Source organism: Streptomyces sp. NPDC057474 (assembly GCF_042802555.1).
Taxonomy (GTDB): domain Bacteria; phylum Actinomycetota; class Actinomycetes; order Streptomycetales; family Streptomycetaceae; genus Streptomyces.
Map to the genome: position 1 here is coordinate 40,524 of NZ_JBHVDX010000003.1, position 23,950 is coordinate 64,473.

The 23,950-nt window shown below is 71.0% G+C and carries 21 protein-coding genes; 10 read left to right on the forward strand and 11 right to left on the reverse strand.

Going from position 1 to position 23,950, the window contains the following annotated elements; all coding sequences use genetic code 11:
* Positions 1–53: 53 nt before the first annotated feature.
* The 3 genes from ACFU53_RS01325 to ACFU53_RS01335 all read left to right on the forward strand — a co-directional run bounded on the left by ACFU53_RS01325 (position 54) and on the right by ACFU53_RS01335 (position 2,858).
* On the forward strand, positions 54–950 hold the full coding sequence (locus tag ACFU53_RS01325) for a hypothetical protein (RefSeq protein ID WP_383984605.1): 897 nt from the start codon (positions 54–56) through the stop codon (positions 948–950).
* Positions 951–1,226: 276 nt separating this feature from the next.
* Positions 1,227–1,580 (forward strand): transposase, encoded by a 354-nt coding sequence (locus ACFU53_RS01330; protein ID WP_383984608.1) that lies wholly within the window; start codon positions 1,227–1,229, stop codon positions 1,578–1,580.
* A gap of 213 nt (positions 1,581–1,793) precedes the next feature.
* On the forward strand, positions 1,794–2,858 hold the full coding sequence (locus ACFU53_RS01335) for an IS110 family transposase (RefSeq protein WP_383984611.1): 1,065 nt from the start codon (positions 1,794–1,796) through the stop codon (positions 2,856–2,858).
* 361 nt (positions 2,859–3,219) lie between these two features.
* Here the strand turns inward: ACFU53_RS01335 and ACFU53_RS01340 are convergent, their stop codons facing one another.
* The 4 genes from ACFU53_RS01340 to ACFU53_RS01355 all read right to left on the reverse strand — a co-directional run bounded on the left by ACFU53_RS01340 (position 3,220) and on the right by ACFU53_RS01355 (position 6,455).
* A complete protein-coding gene (locus tag ACFU53_RS01340; RefSeq protein WP_383984614.1) occupies positions 3,220–4,686 on the reverse strand; it encodes a UvrD-helicase domain-containing protein in 1,467 nt (488 codons plus the stop codon).
* Positions 4,683–5,165, reverse strand: a complete 483-nt coding sequence (locus ACFU53_RS01345; protein WP_383984616.1) for a hypothetical protein — start codon at positions 5,163–5,165, stop codon at positions 4,683–4,685. The genes ACFU53_RS01340 and ACFU53_RS01345 overlap by 4 nt, the downstream gene beginning before the upstream one ends.
* Complete coding sequence (locus ACFU53_RS01350; protein WP_383984619.1) at positions 5,162–6,022, reverse strand: DUF6083 domain-containing protein; 861 nt, start codon at positions 6,020–6,022, stop codon at positions 5,162–5,164. Before ACFU53_RS01350 ends, ACFU53_RS01345 begins: the two co-directional genes overlap by 4 nt.
* A 169-nt stretch (positions 6,023–6,191) precedes the next feature.
* Positions 6,192–6,455 carry a helix-turn-helix transcriptional regulator gene (locus ACFU53_RS01355; RefSeq protein WP_383984622.1) on the reverse strand — a complete coding sequence of 88 codons (264 nt, stop codon included), beginning with the start codon at positions 6,453–6,455 and terminating at the stop codon, positions 6,192–6,194.
* 150 nt (positions 6,456–6,605) lie between these two features.
* Between ACFU53_RS01355 and ACFU53_RS01360 the strand changes: the two genes are divergently transcribed.
* Both ACFU53_RS01360 and ACFU53_RS01365 read left to right on the forward strand, forming a co-directional pair.
* On the forward strand, positions 6,606–7,694 hold the full coding sequence (locus ACFU53_RS01360; protein ID WP_383984625.1) for a hypothetical protein: 1,089 nt from the start codon (positions 6,606–6,608) through the stop codon (positions 7,692–7,694).
* A gap of 182 nt (positions 7,695–7,876) precedes the next feature.
* Positions 7,877–8,530 (forward strand): hypothetical protein, encoded by a 654-nt coding sequence (locus ACFU53_RS01365; RefSeq protein WP_383984628.1) that lies wholly within the window; start codon positions 7,877–7,879, stop codon positions 8,528–8,530.
* Positions 8,531–8,989: 459 nt separating this feature from the next.
* Here ACFU53_RS01365 and ACFU53_RS01370 read toward each other — a convergent pair whose 3' ends face one another.
* From ACFU53_RS01370 to tpg, 6 genes are all read right to left on the reverse strand, one after another.
* A complete protein-coding gene (locus tag ACFU53_RS01370; RefSeq protein WP_383984631.1) occupies positions 8,990–9,661 on the reverse strand; it encodes a DUF7002 family protein in 672 nt (223 codons plus the stop codon).
* Positions 9,662–9,882: 221 nt separating this feature from the next.
* On the reverse strand, positions 9,883–10,605 hold the full coding sequence (locus tag ACFU53_RS01375; protein ID WP_383984634.1) for a helix-turn-helix domain containing protein: 723 nt from the start codon (positions 10,603–10,605) through the stop codon (positions 9,883–9,885).
* Positions 10,605–12,725, reverse strand: a complete 2,121-nt coding sequence (locus ACFU53_RS01380) for a hypothetical protein (protein ID WP_383984637.1) — start codon at positions 12,723–12,725, stop codon at positions 10,605–10,607. The genes ACFU53_RS01375 and ACFU53_RS01380 overlap by 1 nt, the downstream gene beginning before the upstream one ends.
* A complete protein-coding gene (locus ACFU53_RS01385) occupies positions 12,725–13,342 on the reverse strand; it encodes a helix-turn-helix domain-containing protein (RefSeq protein ID WP_383984640.1) in 618 nt (205 codons plus the stop codon). The genes ACFU53_RS01380 and ACFU53_RS01385 overlap by 1 nt, the downstream gene beginning before the upstream one ends.
* Positions 13,343–13,472: 130 nt before the next feature.
* On the reverse strand, positions 13,473–14,474 hold the full coding sequence (locus ACFU53_RS01390) for a hypothetical protein (RefSeq protein ID WP_383984643.1): 1,002 nt from the start codon (positions 14,472–14,474) through the stop codon (positions 13,473–13,475).
* Between the two features lie 99 nt (positions 14,475–14,573).
* Positions 14,574–15,143 (reverse strand): telomere-protecting terminal protein Tpg, encoded by a 570-nt coding sequence (tpg, locus tag ACFU53_RS01395; RefSeq protein ID WP_383984646.1) that lies wholly within the window; start codon positions 15,141–15,143, stop codon positions 14,574–14,576.
* A gap of 125 nt (positions 15,144–15,268) precedes the next feature.
* On the opposite strand from tpg, the gene ACFU53_RS01400 reads away from it, so the two are divergent.
* Entirely contained in the window at positions 15,269–16,303 is a 1,035-nt protein-coding gene (locus ACFU53_RS01400) for a TniQ family protein (protein ID WP_383984649.1), read from the forward strand.
* 53 nt (positions 16,304–16,356) lie between these two features.
* Here the strand turns inward: ACFU53_RS01400 and ACFU53_RS01405 are convergent, their stop codons facing one another.
* Positions 16,357–18,498, reverse strand: a complete 2,142-nt coding sequence (locus ACFU53_RS01405) for a helix-turn-helix domain-containing protein (protein ID WP_383984652.1) — start codon at positions 18,496–18,498, stop codon at positions 16,357–16,359.
* A 455-nt stretch (positions 18,499–18,953) separates the two neighbouring features.
* Between ACFU53_RS01405 and ACFU53_RS01410 the strand changes: the two genes are divergently transcribed.
* The 4 genes from ACFU53_RS01410 (at position 18,954) to ACFU53_RS01425 (ending at position 23,833) form a co-directional block, all read left to right on the forward strand.
* Entirely contained in the window at positions 18,954–19,685 is a 732-nt protein-coding gene (locus ACFU53_RS01410) for a TnsA-like heteromeric transposase endonuclease subunit (protein ID WP_383984655.1), read from the forward strand.
* Positions 19,686–19,723: 38 nt separating this feature from the next.
* Complete coding sequence (locus ACFU53_RS01415) at positions 19,724–21,889, forward strand: Mu transposase C-terminal domain-containing protein (RefSeq protein ID WP_383984658.1); 2,166 nt, start codon at positions 19,724–19,726, stop codon at positions 21,887–21,889.
* Between the two features lie 82 nt (positions 21,890–21,971).
* A complete protein-coding gene (locus ACFU53_RS01420; protein ID WP_383984661.1) occupies positions 21,972–23,003 on the forward strand; it encodes an ATP/GTP-binding protein in 1,032 nt (343 codons plus the stop codon).
* A gap of 155 nt (positions 23,004–23,158) precedes the next feature.
* Positions 23,159–23,833: a hypothetical protein gene (locus ACFU53_RS01425; protein ID WP_383984664.1), complete on the forward strand. Its 675-nt coding sequence runs from the start codon at positions 23,159–23,161 to the stop codon at positions 23,831–23,833.
* Positions 23,834–23,950 lie beyond the last annotated feature (117 nt).

Genomic DNA, 23,950 nt, shown 5'->3' on the forward strand with positions numbered 1-23,950 from the left:
ACGCGCCGGAGTCAGAGTGATCAGGCCGCTGGCCGGAGGCAGGACGGGCTGACGTGACGCTGAACGGCCTGGCCGGGCCTTGCGACGAGTCAGCCGCCGCGCAACTTGAAATACCTGGTCACCAGGGCTCTCTGTGTCTCCCCGAGCCCGAGGTGGCGAAGGCCAGGAGGGCAGCACATCGTGGAAGAGAGGGGGCAGATCAGCGAGGGGAGACGATGATGGCTAAGGGCAAGCTCCTGGCGAGGCGGTCTGGGGTTGTCATGGCGGTGGTGGCGTTCGGCGGACTTACGGTCGGTACAACTGCACAGGACATCGAGGACCTCCCCGCGAAGGAGATCGCAGAGAAAGCGATCGATGCCAGCAGGAACGCGGATTCCCTCCGGATCAACGGCAAAGGCGTGGTCGAACAGGGCAACTACCGGACAGACGTGTCCCTAGAGAAGCAAGGCGATTGCCGAGGCATGGACGAGGTCGACGACGGATCCGCCCAGTTCACCAAGATCGGTGATACCACCTACACGATGGGTAACGACGCCTTCTGGAGGAACTACGCAGAGTGGTGGGGTAGCGACGAACAGGCGGCGCAACGCGTGGTCGAGACCATGCAGGACCGCTGGTTGAAGGCCCCTGCGGGAGGCGACGCACTTGGTCTTGTGGAGTTCTGCGATGCGGACTTCTGGCTCGAGGGCCTGAAGACGGGTGGCCTGAAGAAAGCTGGCACCGCTGAGGTCGATGGTCAGTCGACGATCACCCTGACCAGGGAACAGGCGGGGGTCACCGACAGGTGGTACGTCGCAACCGAGGGTCAGCCGTACGTTCTGAAATACACCAGCAGCGGTGGCGACTGGCCCTTCGAGTCGACGGTGAAGGACTACAACAAGCCGATCGATGCCAAGGCGCCGCCCGCTGATGACGTCGTCGATCTCAACAGGCTCCGGGAGCTGTTCTGAGACGCCATCTAGGCGGCCCCGTGGGTGGAACTGCGCCATCGCAAGCTCGGTGGCGCGCTGTTCGCGCTCCGTCCGGGTCTCGACGTGCGCCGTCACGAACATCTCCACGATGCCGCAGGCGTGGCGCCTCTCGAAGAGAACAGCAGGAACAGCACGGCAAGTGACACCCCGCCCCGCTCCCCCCATTGCCACCAGGTCATGGACTGGGCTTGATCCGCTTTGACGGACATTCGAGATCAGGGGTTCCGCCCCGGGAGGATGTCCATCATGGAGAGCATGAGGAAGAAGAAGCCTCGGCCTCGTCGTTCGTTCACGCCGGAGTTCAAGGCCGAAATCGTCGAGCTGTGCCGACGTGGTGACCGCTCGGTCGGTCAGATCGCCAAGGACTTCGATCTGACCGAGACCGCGGTGAGGCTGTGGGGCAGCCAGGCCGAGGTCGACGCGGGCGAGCGCGACGGGCTGACCAGCAGTGAACGCGAGGAGTTGGCCGCGCTGCGGCGGGAGAACCGCCGGCTGCGCGAGGACGTGGAGGTCCTCAAGCGAGCTACGGCTTTCTTCGCGTCAATGTCAGGCTGTTGGCGATCGGTGGGTGGGCGCCGTCCGAAGTCGCCTTTGGTGGCTGGTCCTTGATGTGTCGCCCTCCGGTGGCAGGATCCTGTTGACCGGTGGGCTGGCTCGTTTCTTCGCTGCCCCGCACGGCGGTGGCTTGTCGGCGATGTGCCGCCCGCCAGTCACAGGCTGTCCGGTGCGGTGTGGCTTGATAGGAGCGTGCCGCTGGCCCGATTGAGGCGTGCCCCCGGCACCGGACGATCGCCTGAGCCAGCATCGTCGCAGGGAGGCACGTTGATCGTCGTCAGGATAGACGGACACAAGAACACGCACACGCTGGTGGCGGTCGATCCGCTGGGAAAGCGGCTGGCGGAACTGACCGTGGCCGCCCGACCAGCCGGCCATCTCAAGGCGCTGGCCTGGCTGCACGGTTTCGGTCCGGTGCTGGTAGCAGTCGAGGACTGCCGCCACTTGACCCGCCGGTTCGAGGCCGACCTGCTCAACAGTGGACACGCGGTGGTGCGGGTACACACCCGGCTGATGGCCGGCGCACGGCGCTCGGCCCGGGAGCGCGGAAAGTCCGACCCGATCGACGCCGAGGCAGTGGCCCGGGTCGCTCTGCGCGAGCCCGACCTGCCCAAGGCGTGCCTGGACGGGCCGAGCCGGGACATTAAGTTACTGATCGACCATCGACGCACGCTGGTGGCCCAGCGCACCGCGATCGGCAACAAGCTGCGCTGGTTCCTGCACGAGCTCGATCCCGAGCTTGCTGTCGCCTCTCGTGGTCTGCGCCGCCTGTGCGTCCTGGACCAGTTGGCCCAAGCCTTGATCCCGCATCGCGGAACGCTCGCGGCCATCGCTGCCGAACAGGTTGCGGACTGCCGCCGACTCTCGGAACGCATCAACGCGCTGGACAGCCAGATCCGTCGGTTGGTCACCGCCCGGGCACCCCATCTGCTGGCGATCCCAGGCTGCGGCGTTCTGGGGGCTGCGGTCCTCATCGGAGAGGCCGCCGACGCCACTCGGTTCGTCTCCAAGGCCGCCTTCGCCCGGTTCAACGGAACTGCCCCGATCCCCGTCTGGTCAGGCAACAAGGTCCGCGTTCGGCTCAACCGGGGCGGCAACCGCACCGTCAACCACGCTCTGCACATGATCGCCGTGACCCAGGTACGAGGCGATGGCGAAGGCGCCGCCTACTTCGCCAAGCAACTCACCGTCGGCAAGACCAAGACGGAGGCCCTGCGCCTGCTGCGGCGTCGCATCTCCGACCGCGTCTACCGAGCCCTGCTCGCCGACCAAACCGATCTCGACCAACCCCTCAACCCGCTACCCCCAACGCCCGTGAGCCTGGCCGCTTGACATAGGAGCATCAAGGAGACCCGGTGACGGTGCACCCGTTCATCGAGGCGGAGAAGCAGAGCGGCCACAGCGTCAAGCGAGCGTGTGAACTGCTGCAGGTCTCCCGAACCGCCTTCTATGCCCGCCGCACCGGCACTCCCGGCCCGCGGGCGGTCCGTGACACCGAGCTGACCAAACAGGTCACGGCCGTGCACGAACGCTCGCGTGGCACCTACGGCGCCCCGCGCGTGCATGCCGTACAAGCGGGAGGGCTCCGGATGCGGCCGCCGCCGCGTCGCCTGGCTGATGCGGGCCGCCGGCCTGCAGGGCCGACACCGCAGACGGCGGCACCTGACAACGATCCCCGATCCACGAGCCGCCATCAGGCCCGACCTCGTTGACCGTGGGGGTGGTCGTGGATCCAGGACAGGCCGCCGAGGTCCAGCCGCTGGCGGGTGCGGGTGACGGCCACGTAGGCGAGTCGGGCCTCGGAGTCGTCGATGGGCTCTGGCCGCGCTTGGGGGCTTGTGCCGTCGCTGGCGTTGTCGGAGCGGGCGAAGTCGTCTGCGATCAGTACACGGGGCCATTCGCGTCCCTTGGCCTTGTGGGCGGTGGAAACGGTGACCTGGGCCTGCGGCTCGGCGGTGAGTTGGGCAACGGCGGCGAGGATGGCGTCGGTGCCGTGGGCGTCGACGAGGTTGACCAGGGGCTGAAGGTCGCGTCCGGCCGGATCCTGGGCGGCGTAGTCCTGCAGATCACCCCAGGAGGGGAAGAGGATCAGTTCGGGGTGGTGGCTGCGGCGGCCTTTCTTCAGGTCGCCAGCGGCCTGGGCCAGGGTGCGCAGGCTGTCTCCTCCTCCGGCCAGGGCGACTCGGTATCCGGCGGCCATGAGTGCCATGACCTGGGCCATGGCGCCGACGTTGGTGCGGCACAGTACTGCGTCCGGGCTGGTGACGGGGCCGAGTTCGGTGGGAACGGTGGGGGTGCCGGTGAGGCGGATGGGGGCGTCGGCCAGGTGCAGCCAGCGGTTGGCTTCCGCCGCGAGGTCGGGGCCGAAGCGGAAGGACTGCGAGAGGGTCAGCTGGGTGCCGTCGAAGCCGGTCATGACGTCTTTGGCGCCGCGCCAGTGGTAGATGGCCTGGGCGGAGTCGCCGACCATGACCAGTTGGGCGTGGTCGCGCTGGTGAAGGAAGATCTGTTCGACGGCGGGGTTGGTGTCCTGGGCCTCGTCCAGCAGGAGGAAGTCGGCGTCGACGCGGGGCTGGGTGAGGGCCCAGATCTTCAGGTAGTGGTCGTGGTCGAAGCGGACTGCACCGTCGTCGGGATGCTGCAGGTCGGCCCAGGCCTTGCGGGCGAACGGCAGGAGGTGGGCGGCCAGTTCGGTATGCAGGTCTGTGTTCTCCAGGCCGCGCAGGTGGGGTACATGGTGGCGGGTGATGGCCGGGTCGGCGCTGTGGCAGAAGCGGGTCACGGTGTTCATCAGGGCGTTGGACAGGGCCCGTTGGGAGACTTCACGGTCGCCGATGCGGATGGCTTTGGTGACGCCGAGGGCTTGTCCGGTCTGCCAGGCCGGGCGGCGGGGTGCGTTCAGGCGGCGGGTGTAGTGGTGGCCGACGGCGGCGTAGGCGAGGGCGTGGGCGGTTTTGCACTGGACGGTGTGCGGGAAGCGGGCGCGTGCGTCCTGGGCGATGGCCCGGTTGTAGGCGAGGTAGCGGCCGCGGCGTGTGGTGGCGTGGGCGAGGAGGGCGAGGGTGGTGGTCTTTCCGGTGCCGGCGCCGGCTTGCAGGGCGAGGTGGTCGCCGGCGTGGAAGGCGTCGGCCGCGGCTGTCTGTTCGTCGGTCGGCTTCATGGCGTGGGGCTTTCGGGGAGTCGGGTCAAAGCGTGTCCGACTGCGGACAGCAGGTGGGCGGGATTGGCGTGGGCCAGCAGCTGGCGTACCGCGAGGCCGAGGCGGTCGGTCTCCTGGTCGGCGTACGCGGCCAGGGCCCGGTGCAGGGCCAGTTCCACGAAGCGCTCAGGGGGTTGAGCGGCGCGGCGTGCTGCGTCCGTGAGGACGGCGTGGGCGGCGGGCGGGAGGTCGACGTTGAGCAGGATCCTGTTGTCTGCGTCCGGGTAGTGCGTGGTGATCACGTCGATGGGGAGTCGGGATGCGAGGTGGCGGCGTAGCCGTCGTACGGCCTGGTGGTCGGTCTTGGCCTGCACGAGGGCCATGACGCGAGTGGCGTCGTGATTTGCGGCGAGCGGCAAGCTGCGGGCGGCGCGGTGCAGGGCTGCCGGGGAGAGGGGGCGGGTCAGAGTGATCTCCAGGACGTGGTGCGGCACCGTCATCCCCTCTCCGGCTGGAGTGCAGGCGGGTGCGGAATGCGGGTGCGGATGTGGGCGGCGTGCCGGCGGGGGTGGAAGGTCTGCCAGTCGCTCAGGGCGAGATCGGGGGCCCCGCTGGCGGCGTGCGCCGGGCAGCGCTGGGCGCTCCAGCGCAGTTGTTCGGTGTAGGGCAGGTGGCCCAGGTCATAGACGGCCACCAGCGTGTCGGGCAGGGCTAGTCGGCCGCGGCAGGGGCTCGGGGGCAGCAGCGTCCAGCGTCCGGCGGGACTGCCGGGGGTCAGGACGGGCCGGGGGCAGCGGTGGCGGTGGCGGGTCTGGGCCACGCAGCGGATGGCGTCGAGCGGGCCGGGTGCGAGGTAGCGGATCAGCAGAATCTGCACGACCGGCCGGGCGGGATCTGCAGCGGCACGGGGTGGAGGGCCAGCGGCGGGAGGCGGGGCAGGGGTGAAGGCGCCGATGTCGATCAGGCGGCGGGTGCGGACGGCGATGTGGCGGCGTACTGCCTCAAGGTGCGGGCTGGCGGGGCAGGTGGGGGTGCAGGCCGGGCACACGACCGCGTGCGGGATGCGGCACCAGGCGCTGCCGTCGCCGTGCGGGTGGGCGATGCCGCTGCTCAGGTGCCAGCGGCAGGAGGCGGGAACGTGGGTGGTGGCCAGTTCGGCGGGGTGCAGGGCGATGGGCCGCTGGTCGGTGCGCGGGTAGACGTCGGTGCGGTGGCCGCAGCGGCGGCAGCGGCTGCTGTGGCCGGCGCGCAGCAGGCGGCTGGGGCTGGTGGCGGCCACTCGCAGGGAGCGGGGGTGCCGGCTGATGCGCGGGCTGCCGACCCAGTGGCGGCCTACGGAGGAGGGGGTGGGGTGCATGGCGGGGACCGTGCCAGGCAACACGCGGCGGTGGGCCATGTGTTGCGGGGTATGTCCCACGGTCGGCCCAGCCGGCTCGAACGCGTACGCCGGTACACGGTCAGGTGTTCTGTGACTGTTCGCCGGTTCGGGTGATTCGTGATGTGGTGCCCGCAGGGCGGCGCGGGGGTCAGGAGTTCGGCGTGCCGGGTGGGGTGTGGTCGTCGCAGAGGGTGCCCAGCAGGTGCTCGATTGAGACGTCGAAGGTGTGGGCGAGGGTGTGCCAGGTGGTGAGGCTGCCGGTGGTGCGGCCGTGTTCGAGGTCGATGAGGGTGCGCCGTGCCAGGCCGCTGCGGTCGGCGAGTTCGTCGAAGGTCCAGCCGCGCTCGCCCCGCAGGCGCGCGAGTTCGACGCGCAGCGCGGTGAGGTCGGGGTCGGGCGGCAAGATCGTCACCCCACCATCCGACGGTGCAGAACCCTGCCCTGTCAGTGCAGACTTCTGCACTATCTGCCGGTGACGGGAGTGACATTCGCGGTGCGGGGATCTGCTCTACCGTGCGCCCGGTCCCGGGCCTTCAGCAGCCCGGGTACCGGTCATCGCCGCGTGGACGGACGGGAGGACGACCAGCCGATGAGGCTTGCCGGCGCGCATGGCGCAGTGCGGCGTATCTGGACGGTGGAACTGCGTCCGCGGGCGGGTGGACCACGTCTCGTCTGCCCTCACTGCACCGCCCACACACCCTCTCTCAAGGCATCCTCCGCACGTTCCGCCGCCCTGGCGCATCTGGCCTGCCACGCCCGCGCCGACACGCTGCCGGGTCATCTGCGCACCTGCCAGTGCCGGGAACGCGGCTGCTCCTGGCATCCGCGTCACCGCGGCTGCGGCGGGCCGGTACTGCTCGCCCTCACCCGCGACCGCAGCGGCCGCACCTGGCGCCTGGCCGACACCTGCGCAGCCTGCGCGGCTGCGACCAGCCACACCGCTGTCGTGCCGGACACACTGCTCGGTCCTCGCAGGCTTCGCCCGGACGCCTGCCCGCCGGCTCCCGTACGCGACAACCCCGGCGCCGGACGCGACGAGCGGGTGCGCGTACGGGAGATGCTCACCTACCTGGCATCGGCACTCCCCCGCTTCACTTCCCCCGCCGCCCGGCTGCTGGCCCTGCAGTGCGCCCTGCGCGCCGACGCCCGCGGCCAGGTCCGGCTCCCGGCAGGCCTACTGCGCGGCATGCGCCTGCAGGGACGCCAGGAACTGTGGCAGGAACTGGCCCAGGACCGGTGGCTGGAGATGCCGGTCCTGAAGTCGGCGCCGGTGACGGTGCGCCTGCTCGATGCCACAGTCCTGGACCAGGCACCCGGCCGCAGCGCACGCCGCCGCGCCGCTCACTGGGCGCTTCACTGCGCCCCCTTGGTCCCGCCAGCCGCCGCACCACCCGTGCTGCGGCTCACCGCCCTGGTGCTGGCGGCACACCTCTCCGGCCATGGCAGCCACGGCACCGACATGGACGTCCTCGCCCGGCTGTGCGGTCATTCCCCTCACCAGACAGGAGAGCTCCTGGACCGGCTGGTGGCTCTGCGCACACTGACAGCCTGGCACCGCGACCGGGAAACCGACGAGGTGGTCTGGCAACTGCCCATGCAGCACGCGCATCCTCAGCCTGCCCGTCTGCGAACCCCGTCACCGGATCACTGAACGCTGAGACCAGCTCACAGACATGCTCGAGGAGAACAGCCCGCTCCGGCTATCCGTACTATCTCTACAGCAGGGCACTGTGCACTGAATATTGTGCCGCCCCGCAGCACCGGCCTGGGAAAGCACACATGTGTGGCAGGTCCTTCAACTCCGGCCTTAAGCCGGGAAAGGTTGTGCACCCCATGTCCGAGAAAGTTTCCGCCACCGAACTGACATCGCAGTACAGCGCTCAAGTGAGTGCAGACCTCGAACGCAACGCCAAGGAGCAACAACGGATCGGCGCAGAAATCGCCGCGCTGCAGGAGCAGTTGGCAGCCCATCAACGTGACCACACGGTGCTGGTCAGCATCCAGCAGGCGATCGGCGCAGCACCGGCTTCCGCAGAGCCTGCGGCCTTGTCGGACAGCACCACGGTGCCCGCCCCCCGCGCGACGAAGAAGACCGCCGGGTCCGGCACGGGCAAGCGGGCGCGGACCAAGAAGACCGCCCCCACTCCCAGTCGTGGCACGGCAGGGAAGCAGGCCGCCGAGAAGGGCGCCGGCAAGGCGGAGTCCGCTAAGACGGCGCAGCCGACGCTGGTCGAGCTGATCCGTGGCCATCTCGCCGAACAGAGCGAGCCGCGTTCGGCGGCGGAGATCGCCGCAGCCCTCGGCCAGGCTCATCCTGACCGCAGCGTCAAGACGACCGTGGTGCGCACCACGGTCGAAGGGCTGGTGGCCAAAAGCCAGGCGCAGCGCAGCAAGCAGGGCTCGTCCGTCTTCTACACCGCTTCTGCGGTTCCGGAGCAGGCGGCACCGCAGCAGGCCGAGGAGCAACCCTCACCAGTCAGCGCGTGACACCGCTGCGGCACAGCCGTGTCGGCCGCTGTGGCCCCTGGCAGGGCGTCGGGTGGTCTACTGCGCGCTTGGCATCAACAGGGAGTCCCGGCCTCACCGGCCGGGGCTCTCTTTGTGCCGCCAGCAGCTTCTCCAAAGGACGGGTGACGGCAAGCCGACCGGCTGTGCCGTGCCCCTGCGGCTCCCGGCTCGCCTGCTGCTGGCCGGACAACGGCGGGAGCCGGCAGGCTCGGGACCGGGCGGGCGGTGGGAACAGCAGCCACCAAGTCGGCAAGGTCCGGACCGAACTGGTCAGCCAGACGGCTGGCCGGGCGGCGCGCATCCGCCAGGGACTTGACGCCGCCCGGGCATCGATGCGGCCAGACCCCTTCGACAGCAACGGCGGTCATCCAGTGTGAGGGGCGGACACCGCACGGTTCGCGCCCGGCCCGGGATGGCTCTCCTGGACCGTTTGGGGTGTCATCTCTCGAGGAGAATCCCTGTGCAGGCGCCGCCTTCCCAGCGCTCTACCCGAAGCACGAGGTCCGCAGCGTCAGGCACGGCGTAGTCGACGGTCAGTTCCACCACGGCGTCCCGGCGCGGGCCGCGTTGTCTGCGCCATCTGCCGTAGGGGTATTCGTCGATGTCGACGAATACGTCGCGTCCGCGCCTGGGCGAGTACGGAGGAGGCCTCAGCATGCTGCCCGTGTTGTAGGGGGCCAGCTGCACGTTCTTGCCGTAGCGCCGTAGGAGTTCGGCGGTGTCGAGGCACAGGACCAGATGCGGGTGAGAACGGTATTGCCGGGCCCGGAGCAGCCGGGAAAGACGTTCGCGGGTAAGCCAGAAGAAGACCCTGCCGTTGAGCAGAGCCAGGTATTCCTGGGGGGTGGTTCCGTCCGTCAGGCCCTGCTCGAGGTACTTCAGGGGCAGTTGATCGCGTATGACGGCAGGAGCAAGGCCGGAACGGGCCAGGACAATCTGGGAACGGCGCACCGTGTGGAGGATCGCCTCGCTCACGGCGAAAGCCGGTTGGTAGAGGTCCACCAGGGCGCGCGTGCTCAGCAGTCCTTGAGTCCGGATGGAGGGCCAGGTGCCGTCCTCAGCCATGTGGAACACCACAGGGTGCTCTTTGACCAGTTGTTCCGGATCCATCTGGTGAAGGCTACTGCCCACCCGGCATGCGGGTGCTGGTGCCGAGACCGTGAGCGTCCGGCCGCCCCGCACTGTGGGCCCTGCAGGACCCGCACCTCGATCCGCTGGAGCACCCCAGTATCCGCACTGTCGGCGTGGAGAGGCATACGCGCCATACCCACACTCGTGCACTGCATCGCCTCTATATGGGCTGCGTAGAGGTGTCGGCGGGCTGCGGCAAGTCAGCGCGGGCGCCAGGTGCGCACTTCGAGGTGGATGAGCTGGGCGTCCGCGCGGATGCGTCCGCTTTCCACGAGCCATTGGTGGACGGCCGCCGTGACATCGCCGCCGGCTGCGTCGACGCGGCGGGCGAAGTCGGCGGCGTCGAGACCCCCGGTCTGGGCGGAGCCGTAGGAGCGTTCCTCGGTGTGGTCGGCGCGCTGGATGACGTCTCGGCGGATACCGGGTGAGTCGGTGCGGCTGCCGGAAGGGTGCAAGTAGGCGGTCTTGGCCAGGCGGACGGTGAAGGCCACGCGCAGGCTTTGGCGGGCGGCTTCGGCGATCAAGGGGCGCAGGCGGGCGGAGCCGGAGGCGATGGCCTGGGCGCCGACGCGGCCGGTGCCGGAGCCGGTGGGGGTGATCAGGACGGCTTTGGTGCGGACTCGGGCGCGGGCGCCGGAGGCGGTGGTGCGGCGGGTGATGTGCCGGGCGGCGATCGCGGCTAGTTCGGGCAGGTCGGTGATGCCGCCGGTCTCCACGGCGGTGAGGGCTTCGCGCAGGGCGGTGACGAACGCCGCGCCCTTGTTCTTGGTGTAGAACTGCGAGACCAGGGACGGGTCGCGGTTGATGATGCGAGCGATGTCGCGTTTGGTGTAGCCGACGGCCTGGAGACGGTCGGCGAGTTGGGCCGCCTCATTCAACTCGCCCTGGGAAGCTGGCCGGTTGTCGCGTGGGCGGGGCGGCATCACGTCTCCCGTGCGGTGGCAAGGGCGGCACGTCCGGCATTGCGCACGATGAGGAGTTCCTCTTCGCTGGTGGGGGCGGACAGGGGCCCGGTGAGGTGGCCTTTGAGGAGGTAGTCGCCGGGCTGATGGTGATGCGGCCAGGCCTGCGGCTGGGTGAGGTAGAGGGCGTCGGTGCGGAAGGCGATCACCGTGCCGGGCGGGGTGTGCAGGGCTCCGGCATAGGTGTCGTCGTCGCGGTGGCGCTGGGTGAGCAGGGCAGCGCGGGCGGCGGACCAGATCGCGGCAGACCATTCGGGGTGGGCGTTGGGGTCGCGGGCGAAGCCGGTGGGTTTCTGCCAGGTGATCAGTTCGTCGTCGAAGCCGATGATTTCGGCGTCCGGCGGGACGTCGCGTTCCAGGGTGCGGGGGGTGGAGCCGGTGACCATGCGGGGGCGCTGGGCGAAGGCGCCGATGCCGTACAGGAGGATGGCGCGCACGGCGCGGGAGGCGAGGTGGGCGGCGCGGGCCTGCTGGGCGTCGCCTTGGAAGTGGGCCTGGGCGGAGATGTTGGTCCAGGTCTCTTTGAGTTTCTTGGCCCAGTCGTCGAGGGGTTTGCCGTCCTCCCACAGGATGCCGTCGAGGATTTCGATCTTCCACGGGGTGATGGGGTTGGTCAGGGCGGTGTGGATTTCGGGGCCGCCGGCCCAGGTGGTGAAAGTGGTGCTGGGTGTGGCCGGGTAGTGCCAGGCGCGCTCGCCCGGTGCGGGGGCTGGCAGGATGCCGACGTGGTTCCAGGTGTCGGGGACGGTGACCCGCACCTGCCAGTGACCGCAGCCGTACAGGGCCCGGGTCTGCTCCTTCTCGCTCCAGGAGGCGAAGGCGGCGGCCGTGATCCGGCGGGGGGTGCCGACCGGGGACTTCCAGGTGTGTTTGGCGTAGGCGAAAGTGCGGTCGTACTCGACGAGTTGGGGCAGTTCCTCCGGGACGCGGGGCGGGGTGATGAGTTCGTTGCGGCCCTGGCCGGCGGTGGCGTGCAGCAGGCCGCGCAGTTCCTCGGACAGGACGGGGAAGCCGTCGGCGTGCTGGCCGCGGGTGGGGATGGTGCGGGTCCACAGGTCGCGGCCGGTCTGGGAGGGGGAGCCCATGATGACGGCGTCGGTCCAGTGGCGGCGCAGGGCCTGCCACAGCAGTACGAACGCGTCCCGGATGGTGGCCGGGTCGTCGCCGCCGGTGTCGAACCACTCCCCCGCCGAGCGGATTTCGACGTGGCTGTCGCCGTTGTCGCGCTGGTAGCGGCCGACGGGGTTGCGGGCGTGGACGAAGTGTCCGGCCATCCGGTCTTTGCCGCGGCCGGTGTCGGTGCGCCAGCCCGGCGTGGGGGCGTTCAGCCAGGCCGCGACGGCATCCCGCAGGTAGGGGTAGCGGTCGGCGTCGCGGTGCCAGGGTTCACCTGCGGTGATGTAGATGCGCTCCGTGCCTTCGGGAAGGGTCTGGAAGACGGCGGTCAGGATGGCGGCGACCGAGGTGTCCGCCAGGTCGAGGCGGTGGGTCTGGCTGCGGTTCACCAGCACGCCCGTGTCCGTGTCCAGGAAGACGGTGGAGCGGGCCTGCTGGGTGAAGTTCGGTGGCGTGGAGAGCAGGTTCGGGGTGTGCGTGAACCAGTTGTTGCCCGCTGCCCCGCCGGGGATCGACGGGAGGGCACGCGGCGCATCCGGGGTTTCGGGCTTCGCGGAGGCACGGTCCTCGGCAGGAGCAGCCGACGGGGAGGCGGCGACGGGCTGGGCTGCTGTGGCGGCGGCCATCGCGGGCGCCACCGCTGCCGTCTGGGTGGCGGGGTGGGGCGGAGTCTCCGTGCCGTCATCGGCGGCGGCTGGGGCGTCCGGCTCGGGGTGGGGCGGGTTGGTCTCGGCTGTGGTGAGGCGGTCGGGGGCCAGAGCGGGGGCCAGGCTGACGACGTGGGCCAGGCTCAGTCCGGCCGCCGGGGCGATCCGTTCCGCCTTCGCCTTCTCGTACCCGGCCAGCTGCGTGATCTGCCTGTCCCGCTCGGCCTCCAGCTTCGCCAGGGCCGCCCGGGTCTTTTTGATCTCGTCCCGTACGGTGCGCAGTTCGGCTAGGGCTGCGGTGTAGCGCTGTGCGTCCATCAGGCTTCCTTGTCCGGACGGCGGGCGGCGGCGGGTGCGGGGACGTAGGCGATGGCCCCGCCCGAGTGGGAGACAAGCCGGCTACCCAGCAGCAGATCAGCGAGCATCCGGTCGGCCTGCGAGGAGGCAGTCACGTGATGGACAGGCGTGGCCAGGTCGGTGACGTAGCCCGCCAGCCGCGCGTGAGGGAAGGCATAGCGGCCCTTGGCGTTCTTCTCCCAGACTTCCAAACCGGTCAGCACGGCCACCACGTAGCCCGACAGGGTCACCGGCAGGACTCCGGCGGCCGCCACGCTCGGCGCATCGCAGCGCCACCAGCCGCGCAGCGCCTTGAGGATGTCCTCGGGGGCGAGTGAGGCCGCGAAGCCGATCCAGTTCCGGTCCGGTTCCTGTACCTGCTTGGCCGCGTCGACCCGCAGGACGGCGATCTCTTGAGCATCTAGCCGGTCCAGCGGGGCGTGCCGGCGCTGACCGAGTGCCTGGACCACATGGAGCGGAACCATGACACGCACACCCCGGCGGGACAGGCCCGGCAGCAGCCCGGCGTGCACGAGACGGCGGAAGGTGGTGATGGCGCAGCCGAGTTCCTGGGCTGCCTGTCCCGTGGTCAGCAGCACTGCTGCCTCCTCGGGATGCGGGTGCCTGCCGTGCCTGAACGGTATTGGCTCCCCATGCAGGATGCAAGCCTGATCAGATATTTGATCAGGCTTGTCGCTGAGGTGGTGTGTCCGGGGATGCCGGCCGGCGTCAGAACTCCGGTGTGCGGGCCTTGTCGGCGGCAGGGCCCTGTGCGCCGATGACGCTCAGACGCTTGTTGATGGCTCTCTCGGTGCGGCCGAACTCCCGGCTCATCTCCTCGGCTGTGGCGCCCTGGGCGCAGCGCTGGGCGAGCTGCTTCTCCTCTGCCTCCGTCCATCCCTCGTGGGAGCGGCTGTGGGTCTTGCGGCGTTCCTCAAGGGTGGGGGCGTGGGTCTGCTTCGGCACGGGCGCGGGCCAGGCGGCGGGCGACGGCGGGGCCGGGCGGAGGGTGAGACCGAGGCGGGCGAGCTGGTGGTGGATGGCCAGCGGGGTGCGCCCGAACTCCCGGCCCAGTGCGGCGAAGTCGCGTTCATGACGGTATCTCTCGGCCAGGTGGGCGCTGTCTTCGTCGGTCCACGGCTCGCCACGCCGCGGGGCCGCAGGGGCGGGGGGCTCCGGGCCTGTGGCGGGGACGGGGGCGGCGGCTTGTACCGGGGTGGCGCGGGTTGCGGCACCGAGCAGCCGGGCCAGGCCGTCGAGGTGGGCGCTGTCGATGTCCCCGCACAGTTCTCCTTCGATGTCGCCGGCGAGGGTGCTGACGGTGAGGGTGGCGGCGAGACGGCCGTCGTCGTGGCGGGTGGCGGTCAGGAGGTAGCGGCGGCCGTGGTCGGTCGCGGCCAGCTCCAGGTACGGCTCGGGGGTGTTGTCGCGGTCGGGCGGATTCGGCAGGGTGCGGCTGCTGCCGACGGGCGTGGCCAGGAGGGCGTGCACGTGCCAGGAGGCCGTAAAGGTGCCGCCGCTGTCGAGCTGGTAGGCGACGGGGCCGGGGTCCAGGTCGGTGACGGCGAACAGGACGTTGAGGGTCTGCCCCGCGAAGGGGCTGGCCGCCTCGGGAGTGCCGGGCACCGGGAGGTAGGTGAGGGTGCCGTGCCCGGGGTCTGCGACGAGGGGGGTGTCGAGGTCTCCGTGCCAGTGTCCGGCGGTGTCCTGGAAGGCGTAGATGAGGGCCATGGGCGTGGTGTCTTTCGCATCAGCGGGCGGCCCGGGTCACGGGCGACGGGGTGTGCGGCGGGCGGCCTGGCGCGGGCGCCCCGCTGTTGCGAGGGGTGCTCAGTAGTGGAACTGGACGAGGTGGAGGTCGCTGATGGCGACAGCGGCCTGCTGCTGGTCGGTGGGCAGGGCGCGGAAGAAGTAGGCCTCGCCCATGCCGTCGGCCAGGATGCCGCGCAGTTCGTCCTCGTCCGCGTTGCGGTGGCGGGCCTCGAAGAGCGTCCGGGCGTGGACGGTGGGCAGGTCTTCGATCAGCGAGCGCAGGCGGGGGTCGCAGAACTCGCCACAGCTGGTGGTGTAGGTGAAGCGGGCGTGCAGTTGGACGGTGACGGAGCCGCCGTGGTGCAGGATCTGCTGGTGGGCGCGGCGCCTGACATCTGGCTGCCAGGCGCGGTAGATCTCCCGCTCGATGAGGGTCTGTTGGGCGGGGGTGAGGCCGCTGGTGTCTCCTGCGGCCCACCGGGTGACCGCATCCGGAAAGGCGAAAAGCCGGGGGGCCAGCTCTGCGGCGCCCTGGTGGCGCAGCAGATGACGCACGCGCGCGGGGGGCCGGACCGGGGGGCGGCTGGTCCAGTGGCGGGCGTCGGCGATGTCCAGGGCCTCGGCGACCGACGTGCTGGGGTGGGGCACGGTGCGGGGGTCCTCCTGTCGGGTTGGGGGCGCGTTGCCCCGGCCGGGTGGTGGTCGTTGTCCGGATGGCGGGGCGGGGCCGAGCCACGCGGGGGTGCCGACGGCGAAGTGAGGGGCGGGGCGCGGTGGGTGTGCTGGTGGCGAAGCCGGTGGATTTGTCGGCGGTGCGGGGAGAGGCGGCGAGTTCGTTCGTCGTCCGGCTGGCTGCCGCCAACGGCATCCTGCCGGCTGGTGTCCTTGACGATCTGGGGGTCCGGGGACATCACGCACTGGATCCGCGCACGAGCGAGGTGTTGCTGAGCAGTCAGGGGATCGGGCTGCTGTCGGTGCTGGCCGGCCGGGACGAGGCGCACCTGCGCCGGACCCTGCCCACCGCCGCTGCGGGGCCGGTTTCCTCGCGGGCGCGGCCGGCGCGTGTCGGCCCTTGGCCTGCGGGCTGGACGGTGCTGGCGGAGTGCTCGGGATGCACGGCCCGCCGCAGCGATGGACTGCCGCTGGTGTGGCTGGCCCTGCGCGCGTCTTGGCAGGTGTGTGTGCGCCACGGGCAGTGGCTGCAGGGCTCCGACCGGGCGCAGCACATCAGTCTTGCGGGGCTGGAGGAGGTGGTGGAGGCTCATCGGCGCCGGATGCGGCTGGAGCAGCGGGTGGGCCCGTACGCGCGGGCCCTGCTGGCCGACGCCCTGCAGGTGGCCGGGTTTTGGTGGCGGTGCCGACAGATGGGCTCGGACACGGTGTGGGCCCGACGGGAGCGGGCACTGGGCCTGGTGCGCCGGCCGCAGGCCCTGCCGCTGGTGGTTTACCCGGAGGCGGTCACGGTGGCGGAGGCGATGGCTGTGCACGAGCGGCAGCGGTGCTGGGGCCGGGACTTCGACAACGGTGCGCCCGGCTGGGTGTCGCGGCGCTGGATCACGTGGGTCGGTGAGCGGCTGGGCATGACCGAGCAGATGGAGCACGGGGGCTACCGGACGCTGCGGAGCTGGACGATGCAGCACCGCGTCGCCGCCCCGGTGGCGGCCCGGCTGGCGCAGACGGCTCCGCCGCCGGGTTACCGCTCGGGTCAGATGCAGCCGTTGGAGCCGCACCGGCCGCTGTCCGAGACGCTGGAGGACTCCTCTTGCCTGCCCTGGAGGCTGGACGGGCCGGTGACCAGTCTGCCGTGAGGAGCGCGGCGGCCGTTGGGGCGGTGTGGGGCGGCCGGTTCGGGCGGGCGCCGTCACCATGGGACGGCGGTGTCGGTCAGCGCCTGTGCGGGGTTGTGGTCCTGGCGGCAGTGCTCGAGGAACCAGTCCATGGTGCGGACGGCGACCGGCCGGACGTGGCCGGGCGAGATGCCGACCCGGAATCCGCAGTCGGCCTCTCCGGTGATCTCCAGGATGCTGGGGGTCCGGGTGGCGTAGACGATGTGGCCTGCGTGGACGGCCAGCGGGAAGTGTCCCGTGCGGGCGGTCTGGCACAGTTTGCGGTGCACGTTGGCGCGGGTGTTGGCGGTCACTGCGGCCAGCAGGTCGGGGCGCCAGCTGGGGTCGGACGGGCTCGGCCAGGGCAGGGCGGGGTGGTGGTCGGGGTCGGCGGGCTGGGCGGCCAGCCGGGCAAGGCCGCCGTCGGCGGAGGCGTGCACTGCGCGCAGCAGGGCCACGCCTGCCGGATCACCGTGGGGCAGATCGTGCAGGGCGGTCTCGAACGCCTGCGGGGTCATCTGGGCGGTGATGCCCAGGCGTTCCAGCGCGGTGAGGTGGGCTTTGCGGAAGCGGTCGTACCAGGGGTTGAGGTAGGGCCCGGGCGGGCTGGTGCGCCGCAGCCAGCCTTTGACGGGCCGGATGGTGATGCCGCGCTCCAGGGCGTAGGCGACCGCCGGAGTGGGGTGCCAGGCCAGGCCTTCGGTGGGGAAGGGGGACGGCAGCTGGGGGTGTTGCGGACGGACGGGGGGCAGGGCGACCAGCCAGCTGCCGGGGGTTCTGCGGTCGAAAGGAGGTTCATCGACCTCGCAGGCCGGGCCGTCGGCGACACGGATGTTGTTGCAGTCGGCGACGTAGGGCAGGTTGACGGCCAGGCAGACCACGTATGCGCACTCGGCTTCGGCAGGGGTGGGGGTGCGCCACCAGTTGAGGTCTTCGACGGCGAGGCTGTCGGCGGCCGCCCGGCCCGCGGCGAGATGGTGGCCGGCCGGTGCCTCGCACGGTGCGGGATCGACGCACTCGGTCAGTGCGCCCGGTGCGCCCGGGCACAGCAGGGCCCCGGAGACGGGGTGCTGGCGCGCTGGCGGGCGCAGGTCGCTCATCAGCCGGTGGCCGCAGTCTCCGGGCGTGCCCAGCGGGGTGCGCAGCAGGCTCGTGTACTGGCCCAGCAGGCTGGCCAGTTGGGCCGCGTCGAGGGTCTCGGGCAGCTTCCACGCGTCGCGGTACAGGGCGCCCCAGGCGGTGACGGCCAGGTGGATGCCGTCGCGGTGGGGGTCTTGGTTGCTGGGGTGGAGGGTGGACCAGGGGCCGAGTCCGTGGGTGTCGGTCTGCCAGCCGATCGCCCGCAGCTGCTGCAGCAGGGGGTGGTCGCTGCGCGGATGCCGCTGTGCCCAGGCGGGCGGGGCCAGCGGCAGGGCCAGGTGGGCGGTGGCCGCCTCGGTCAGGACGAGCAGCGGGCCGACGTCCAGCCCGGCCCCGGGTTTGACGGCGGGCGTGCCCAGGCCTGCGGTGACGGCCCAGGACAGCAGCTCGGTGCAGTTTTCGGCGGCAACTGGGCGTCGGTGGCCGTCGGGGTAACGGGCGGCAAGTCCCTGCCCGCCGTCGGTGTCGATCACGGCGAGGGGGCCCTCGCTGGTGCGGCGCCCGACGGTGAGATAGTCCAGGCGCGCGGCGGGAACAGCCGGCGGGAAGACTGCTGCTAGCTGGATGGAGGCCGGTGCCACCCTCTGTGGCGGTACGGAGGGCGCCGGCGGTGAGGCGGGGCCGGGGCACCGGGTGCCCAGATGCTGGGGTTTGCCGCCGACGCGCTGGCCGGTGGGTTGCCTGCAGCGTCGGCACGGCTGGTCGGTGCCGGCCTGGGACGGGATCTCGCGGTGGATGGCTCCCAGAGCGGGCCAGTCCGGTGCGGTGGTGTCCGGATACGCGGGCGCGGAAGTCTGCGTGAGCCGTGCGTGCAGCCCCGCCAGCAGGTTTCGGTAGACATCGGCGTTGTGGCCGCGCGGGGTGGTGGTGCCGTTCTCCCAGTCCCGGACGGTGGTCTCGGTGACCGAGCAGGCGTCGGCCACCTGGTGCAGGGACAGGTCGGATTCCCGCCGCAGCCTGCGCCGTTCGTCGGGGGTGGGCAGGTCGCGCGGTGCGGCGGCAGGCAACATCGCGTCCGTGGGGAAGAGTTCGTTCACGGCTTGTCTCAACTCCTTGGGCGGTGGGGGCAGATGGCGGCACGGGGGCTGTTGCCGGCGGGAGCGCTTGGCAGCGGAGCATGCCAGGGCCCGAACACGGTGCGTGGGCCCGCATGAACGTTCTGCCGCCGGATGTGACGATCTGACCTGCGCCGATGTGCCGTGATTCGAACCCGTTCGGGTGAGGCGCGCGTTGGCGGTCGCCTCACGCCCCCTGCCGGTCCCGCCCCACGCGGCCGACGCCGTGCCGCGCACCGGCCCGGCCGGCGCGACAGGTGGTTCGTTCACACGATCGAGCGAGGCGCGCGCCGGACGCCCGCGCCTCGCTCGTTCGAGCGTGTTCGAGCCGGTTCGCTTCCCTGACGGAGGGTCGGGCCGTCACCGTGTTCGACACCGCCCGGATCGATCACACGGGCGACGTCCATGTTTTCGCGATCCGTGAAAAGGGGTGTGCTGTGCGGGATGTGGTGTGGGCCGAGTTCCATTCCCCGGCCGGGCGGCTGGTGCGGCGGCCGGTGAGCCAGCTGCTGCGGGAGGCGCTGGAGGAGCGGGAGCCGGTGTGGAAGCCGGTGCAGTACCGGGGCAAGCAGGCGATCGCGACATGGTGGCGGCCGGCCGGGGCGGCCCGCCATGCCGGCTGTGCGACGTTGGAGGCGCTGGCTGCGGCCCGCGCGCTGGAGTTCGATCCCGAGGTGGCCGCCTTCACCGCGTGGCCGGTGCGGTTGAGCTGGGCGGACGGCGGCGGCGCCCATGTGCCGGACTTCTTCGCGCGGCTGGCCGACGGGCGTGCCCGTCTCGTGGTGCGCGCTCCGGGCGGCACTGCGGGCGAGGACTGGCCAGGGGTGCTCCGGCTGCTGGATGCCGCCGGGCTCCAGGCCGGCTGGCAGGTACGGGTGCACACCCCGGCGGACACGTCGGTGACGGAGGCGGAAAACCGGCGGCGTCTGTCCCGCTACCGGCATGCGCGTCTGGCGGATACCGAGGCGGCCCGGCTGCTGCACGCCGCGTTCGCCACACCGAGACCCCTCACCGAGGGGGTGGCGGCCACCGGCCTGCCGGAGCTTTCCGCCCTGGCGCAGGCTCATCACTTGATCTGGAAGCAAGATCTGCGCATCGACTGGAACCTGCCGTTCGTGCCGGCCCGGTCTCTGGTGTGGTCGTCCACGGCATCCCGGGCGGTGGCGTGATGGCCGCGCCGTGTGTGTCGGCTGCACGGCCGGGCGCCGTGACGGTGGGGGACGCGGTGCGCTGGCGGGGCAGCAGCTACCTGGTCGCGGCCCTGCAGGGCAGCAGCGTGCATCTGCTCAGCCACGGCGCCGACGGCGAGGACGCCGTCGTCCTGCTCGATGCGCTGCTCGGCGCGCCGGACTTCGCCCAGCTCGCCTCCCCCGACGACAGCATGGGCGGCCGGGCCGTGCCGGCACGGGAGGGCCTGGCGAGTGTGGCCCTGCTGGAGGGACTGTCGCCAAAGGCGCGGGAGGAGGCCGAGTTCTGGCTGGACCACGTACTGGAGGTGCACACCGGTCTGCCCGGTTTCGCTGCGCCCGGCTGCGAGCCCCGTCCCGGGTACGACCCGGCGCGCACGACGCTGCGTGAACGGTACGCGCTCAAGGCGGCCGAACTGCAGGCCGCGCACCACCAGGTGTCGGCGGCGACGGTGGAGCGCAAGCGGCTGGCCTGGCTGGCCGAGGGGGTGTGGGGGCTGGTCGACAAACGCAGACTGCGGGCGCCCGGCAGCCGCGGCCGCGTCGACGAGCGGGTCGTGCGGCTGCTGCGGCAGGTGTACGGCCGGCTGAAGAAGAAGTCCACCGGAACCAAGTCACGGCTGTTCGAGCTGCTCAGGAGGGCCTGCGTGAAGAAGTTCAAGAAGAGGGAGGCCGGGCGGCTGCTGCCGTCACGGGCCACGTTCTACCGGCTGCTGAAGCGTCTGGGGATCGCGTGCGGCAGTAGCAAGGACACCGTCCGGCAGCGGGAAAGCGATGGCAGCCGCCCGCAGCCGCCGTTCACACGGGCCATGGCAATCGCGCCGGGTGAGCAGGTGCAGATCGACACCACCCAGCTCGATGTGCTGGCCCTCGATGAAACGGGCCGGGCCGTCTCCGTCGAGCTGACCGCGGCCATCGACGTCGCCACCCGGTCGATCCTGGCGGCGGTCATCCGTCCCAAGTCCAGCGGCACCAAGACCGGTCCCGACAGCCGCCGGCACGGCGGCCGCGCGACCAAGGCCGTCGACGCGCTGCTGCTGCTGGCCCAGATGTGCACGCCGCAGCCGGTGCGGCCGGGCTGGTCGCGCAGGGCCCACGCCGAGGGCTCGGGACTGCCGTATGCGCAGCTGGTTCAGGCCGATGAACGCATGCGGGACGCGGCGGCCCGGCCGGTGATCGTGCCGGACATGATCGTCATGGACAACGGGAAGGTGTTCGCCGGGCGGGCCTTCATGGACGCGTGCGCCTATCTCGGGATCTCGGTACGTCCGGCCTGCTACCACTCCCCCACCCACAAGGCGATCATCGAGCGGACCTTCGGATCGGTGAAAAGCCTCTTCAGCCAGTTCCTCACCGGCTACACCGGCCGGGACTTCACCCACCGCGGCAAGAAGGTCGCATCCGAACGACTGTGGCGCCTGGACCAGCTCAACGACCTGCTGCAGGAGTGGATCGCCACCGGCTGGCAGCAGCGCCCGCACCAGGAACTGCGCAACCCGTTCCTGCCGTCCATGGCGCCGCGCACGCCCAACCAGATGTTCGCCGCGCACGTGGCCAGCAGCGGTTACGCACCCGTGCGGCTGACCGCAGAGGACCGGCTGCGGCTGCTGCCGACCGCATGGGTGCGCGTCACCGACGCAGGCATCCGGCTGCACCAGCGCACCTACGACAGCCGGGCGCTGAACGGCTATCGGGGCGCCGCATCCGGCTGGCCGGGCAAGAAAGAGCGCTGGCCAGTGCGCTACCACCCGCACCAGCCCGAAAAGGTATGGCTGCAGGACCACCGCACCGGCACCTGGGCGGAGGCCGACTTCATCCACCAGCGGGTGATCGGCGACGAGTGGAGCGAGCACGTCTGGGACCAGGCCACCGCCGCCCACCTCGAGCAGGGCGGCAGCGCCAATGACGAGCGTGCCATCGCCCGCGTCGTACGCTCCCTGCTGGAACGCGCCGGCCGCGGCCCCGCCCGCACCACCGAGCCCGCGCCCGCGTCCCTGGAGCGCGGCCCGCAGGTGGGTCCCGCGCCGCGCCAGAACCCCTACGCGGGCATCCCCGCCCCCGTCTTCGGCCGCATCCCGGCCCTGCCCAGCATGGACGTCGACCCGAGGCGTTTGTCCCTGCCCGCCGCCCACGACCCGGCCGGCCAGGACGTGCCCGGCAGCAGCCTGTACGGCGAGAGCGCTTAGAACCCGTCCACCCCTTCCCGCCGTGGCCGGTGCGAACCCGCCCGCCCCGGCAGCTTCTCTGACGATCGAAGAAGGCTTCGAGGTGCCCCTTTCTCCCCCTGCTGCCGGCGACGGCGAGCGGCCTGAGCGGCCCACCGTCCGCGTCGGCTGGCAGTCCTACGTCCACCGCATCGTCGTACCGCCCGAGTTGGGCGACTGTCCGCCCCCAGACACTCCCGTCGACGCCGGTGATGCGCGCCTGCGCTATCACGCCACGATGCGCACGGTGCAAACACCCGCGTTGAAGAAGGCCGTTGTCCTGGCGAGGCGGCTGTGGCTGGCCAGCGGCTCACACAGCGAAGGACCCCTGCACCTGGCCATCGACGGCCCCGGCGAGACCGGGATGACGACCGTGCTGCGGCAGATCGGCCGCGCCTTCGAAGGCATCGTCAGCGACCAACTGCCCGCCGACCGCACCCGGATCCCGGTCATCCACATCAACGTGCCCCTGTCCCCGGCCAGCAAGCTGGACTGGTCCATTCCCTTCGCCGACTTCGTCGGCCACCAGCACACCAAGGATCCCGAAAGCGGCCAGCGCAGCACCGACATGACCGGCCCCGTCTGCCATGTCATGAAGACCCGCGGCACCCGCCTGGTCCTCGTCGACGGCATCGACCGGCTGGAGAACTCCGAGCTGAAGACGGCCTTCGACTACTTCGGCTACCTCGCCGGCGAGTTCGGCGTCTCCTTCGTCTACTGCGGCCCCGGCGCCCGGGACATCGCCAACGCCGCCCGCCGCGGCAAACGGGCTGAGGCACCTGCAGGCGGAGCAGGCGGCATCCCCGCTCTCGCGGTCAACCCGATCCCCTACAGCCCCGATGCCTACGACATCTGGCACGAGGTCATCAAGTTCTTCGATCAGGACCTGCGCCTGCACCGGCACAGCCCCGGCGACCTCCTCGCCCTCGCCGCGCATCTGCACGAACGCACCGGCGGCTACATGAAGCCGCTGTCCTACCTGATCTGCCAGGCGGCCCAGGAAGCCATCGAGACCGGCGCCGAAGCCATCACCAAGGAGCTCCTCGACAACCAGCTGGTCGGGCGTTTCGAAGATGATCCGATTCTGCAGATCTGACACGCATCTCCTCAGATCATCCGCTCGTTGCACTCCAGGTAACCCACGGGCCGCTGCCGACACCATGGCCTGCACCGACAGACGTGCGCCGCGCGGCGCCTCTGCGCCGACGGCGATCCTGCAGCCCCCTCCCCCACTGAAAGAGCTTCTCCCCCATGGCCCAACGCAAAGCCAAAGCTGCCCGTCCCCGCCGGACACCCGCCATCGTCGTGGCGGACACAACCGAGATCGGCGCCTCGCCCGGCGTCCTCGTGGTCAGGACCGGTCCCTTCACCAGGACCCCCAAGGTCTTCACCGTGCCCGCCGAGATGGTCGGTTCGTTCGTGCCGAAATTGCACGATGCCGCCTGTGCGGCGGAAGAGGAGTACTGGGACCTTCTGCCCACCTTCCGCACCGGGGCCGCCAGTGACGACGCCGCCGAACTGGCCAGGGCCAAGGAGAAGTGGCTCCTTTCCCAGCCCTGGCAGCGGGAACAGCAGCGGGTCCTGGGCACAAAACCCGATCGCCTGTTCTTGATGGACTACGCGGGACACGTCGGCGTCGTCGCCGCTGCACCCTACGCGGCAGCACCCCATCTGCTGATCTTCGATCCGCTGCAACTTCACCGCCTGGCTCCCGTGATCCAGCAGTCCGCCGCCCAGGCACGGCACAGCCTGCCGGACGCCGTGGCCGACCCGGCACAGCGGCTTGCGGCAACACAGCGCGAATGGGCTTCGGTTCCCTGGCCGCGCACTCCCGTCACCCTGCCCGCCCAGCAGCAGGCAGAGAGAGTCATCACGGGGCTGCGCACCGAGTTCCTGCGCCGGGCCCCGCTTCTGAAGGAGCGCTGAGCGCTCCCGGACAGCCGCCAGCTCCGGGCCCACAGCCCCCGGCTCCCACAGCAGGGCGGTGCACGGCCGATCACCACTGCCCGGCCCGTCGAGGGGCTGCGGCCTCTTGGTCCCGCC

What these genes read in the sequence shown, in the direction of transcription:
- ACFU53_RS01330 (WP_383984608.1), top strand. Translation starts at nt 1,227, where the DNA reads ATGAGGAAGAAGAAGCCTCGGCCTCGTCGTTCGTTCACGCCGGAGTTC.
- ACFU53_RS01375 (WP_383984634.1), bottom strand. Translation starts at nt 10,605, where the DNA reads ATGCCGCCCCGCCCACGCGACAACCGGCCAGCTTCCCAGGGCGAGTTG.
- ACFU53_RS01345 (WP_383984616.1), bottom strand. Translation starts at nt 5,165, where the DNA reads ATGACGGTGCCGCACCACGTCCTGGAGATCACTCTGACCCGCCCCCTC.
- ACFU53_RS01370 (WP_383984631.1), bottom strand. Translation starts at nt 9,661, where the DNA reads ATGGATCCGGAACAACTGGTCAAAGAGCACCCTGTGGTGTTCCACATG.
- ACFU53_RS01390 (WP_383984643.1), bottom strand. Translation starts at nt 14,474, where the DNA reads ATGGCCCTCATCTACGCCTTCCAGGACACCGCCGGACACTGGCACGGA.
- ACFU53_RS01425 (WP_383984664.1), top strand. Translation starts at nt 23,159, where the DNA reads ATGGCCCAACGCAAAGCCAAAGCTGCCCGTCCCCGCCGGACACCCGCC.
- ACFU53_RS01365 (WP_383984628.1), top strand. Translation starts at nt 7,877, where the DNA reads ATGTCCGAGAAAGTTTCCGCCACCGAACTGACATCGCAGTACAGCGCT.
- ACFU53_RS01350 (WP_383984619.1), bottom strand. Translation starts at nt 6,022, where the DNA reads ATGCACCCCACCCCCTCCTCCGTAGGCCGCCACTGGGTCGGCAGCCCG.
- ACFU53_RS01340 (WP_383984614.1), bottom strand. Translation starts at nt 4,686, where the DNA reads ATGAAGCCGACCGACGAACAGACAGCCGCGGCCGACGCCTTCCACGCC.
- ACFU53_RS01380 (WP_383984637.1), bottom strand. Translation starts at nt 12,725, where the DNA reads ATGGACGCACAGCGCTACACCGCAGCCCTAGCCGAACTGCGCACCGTA.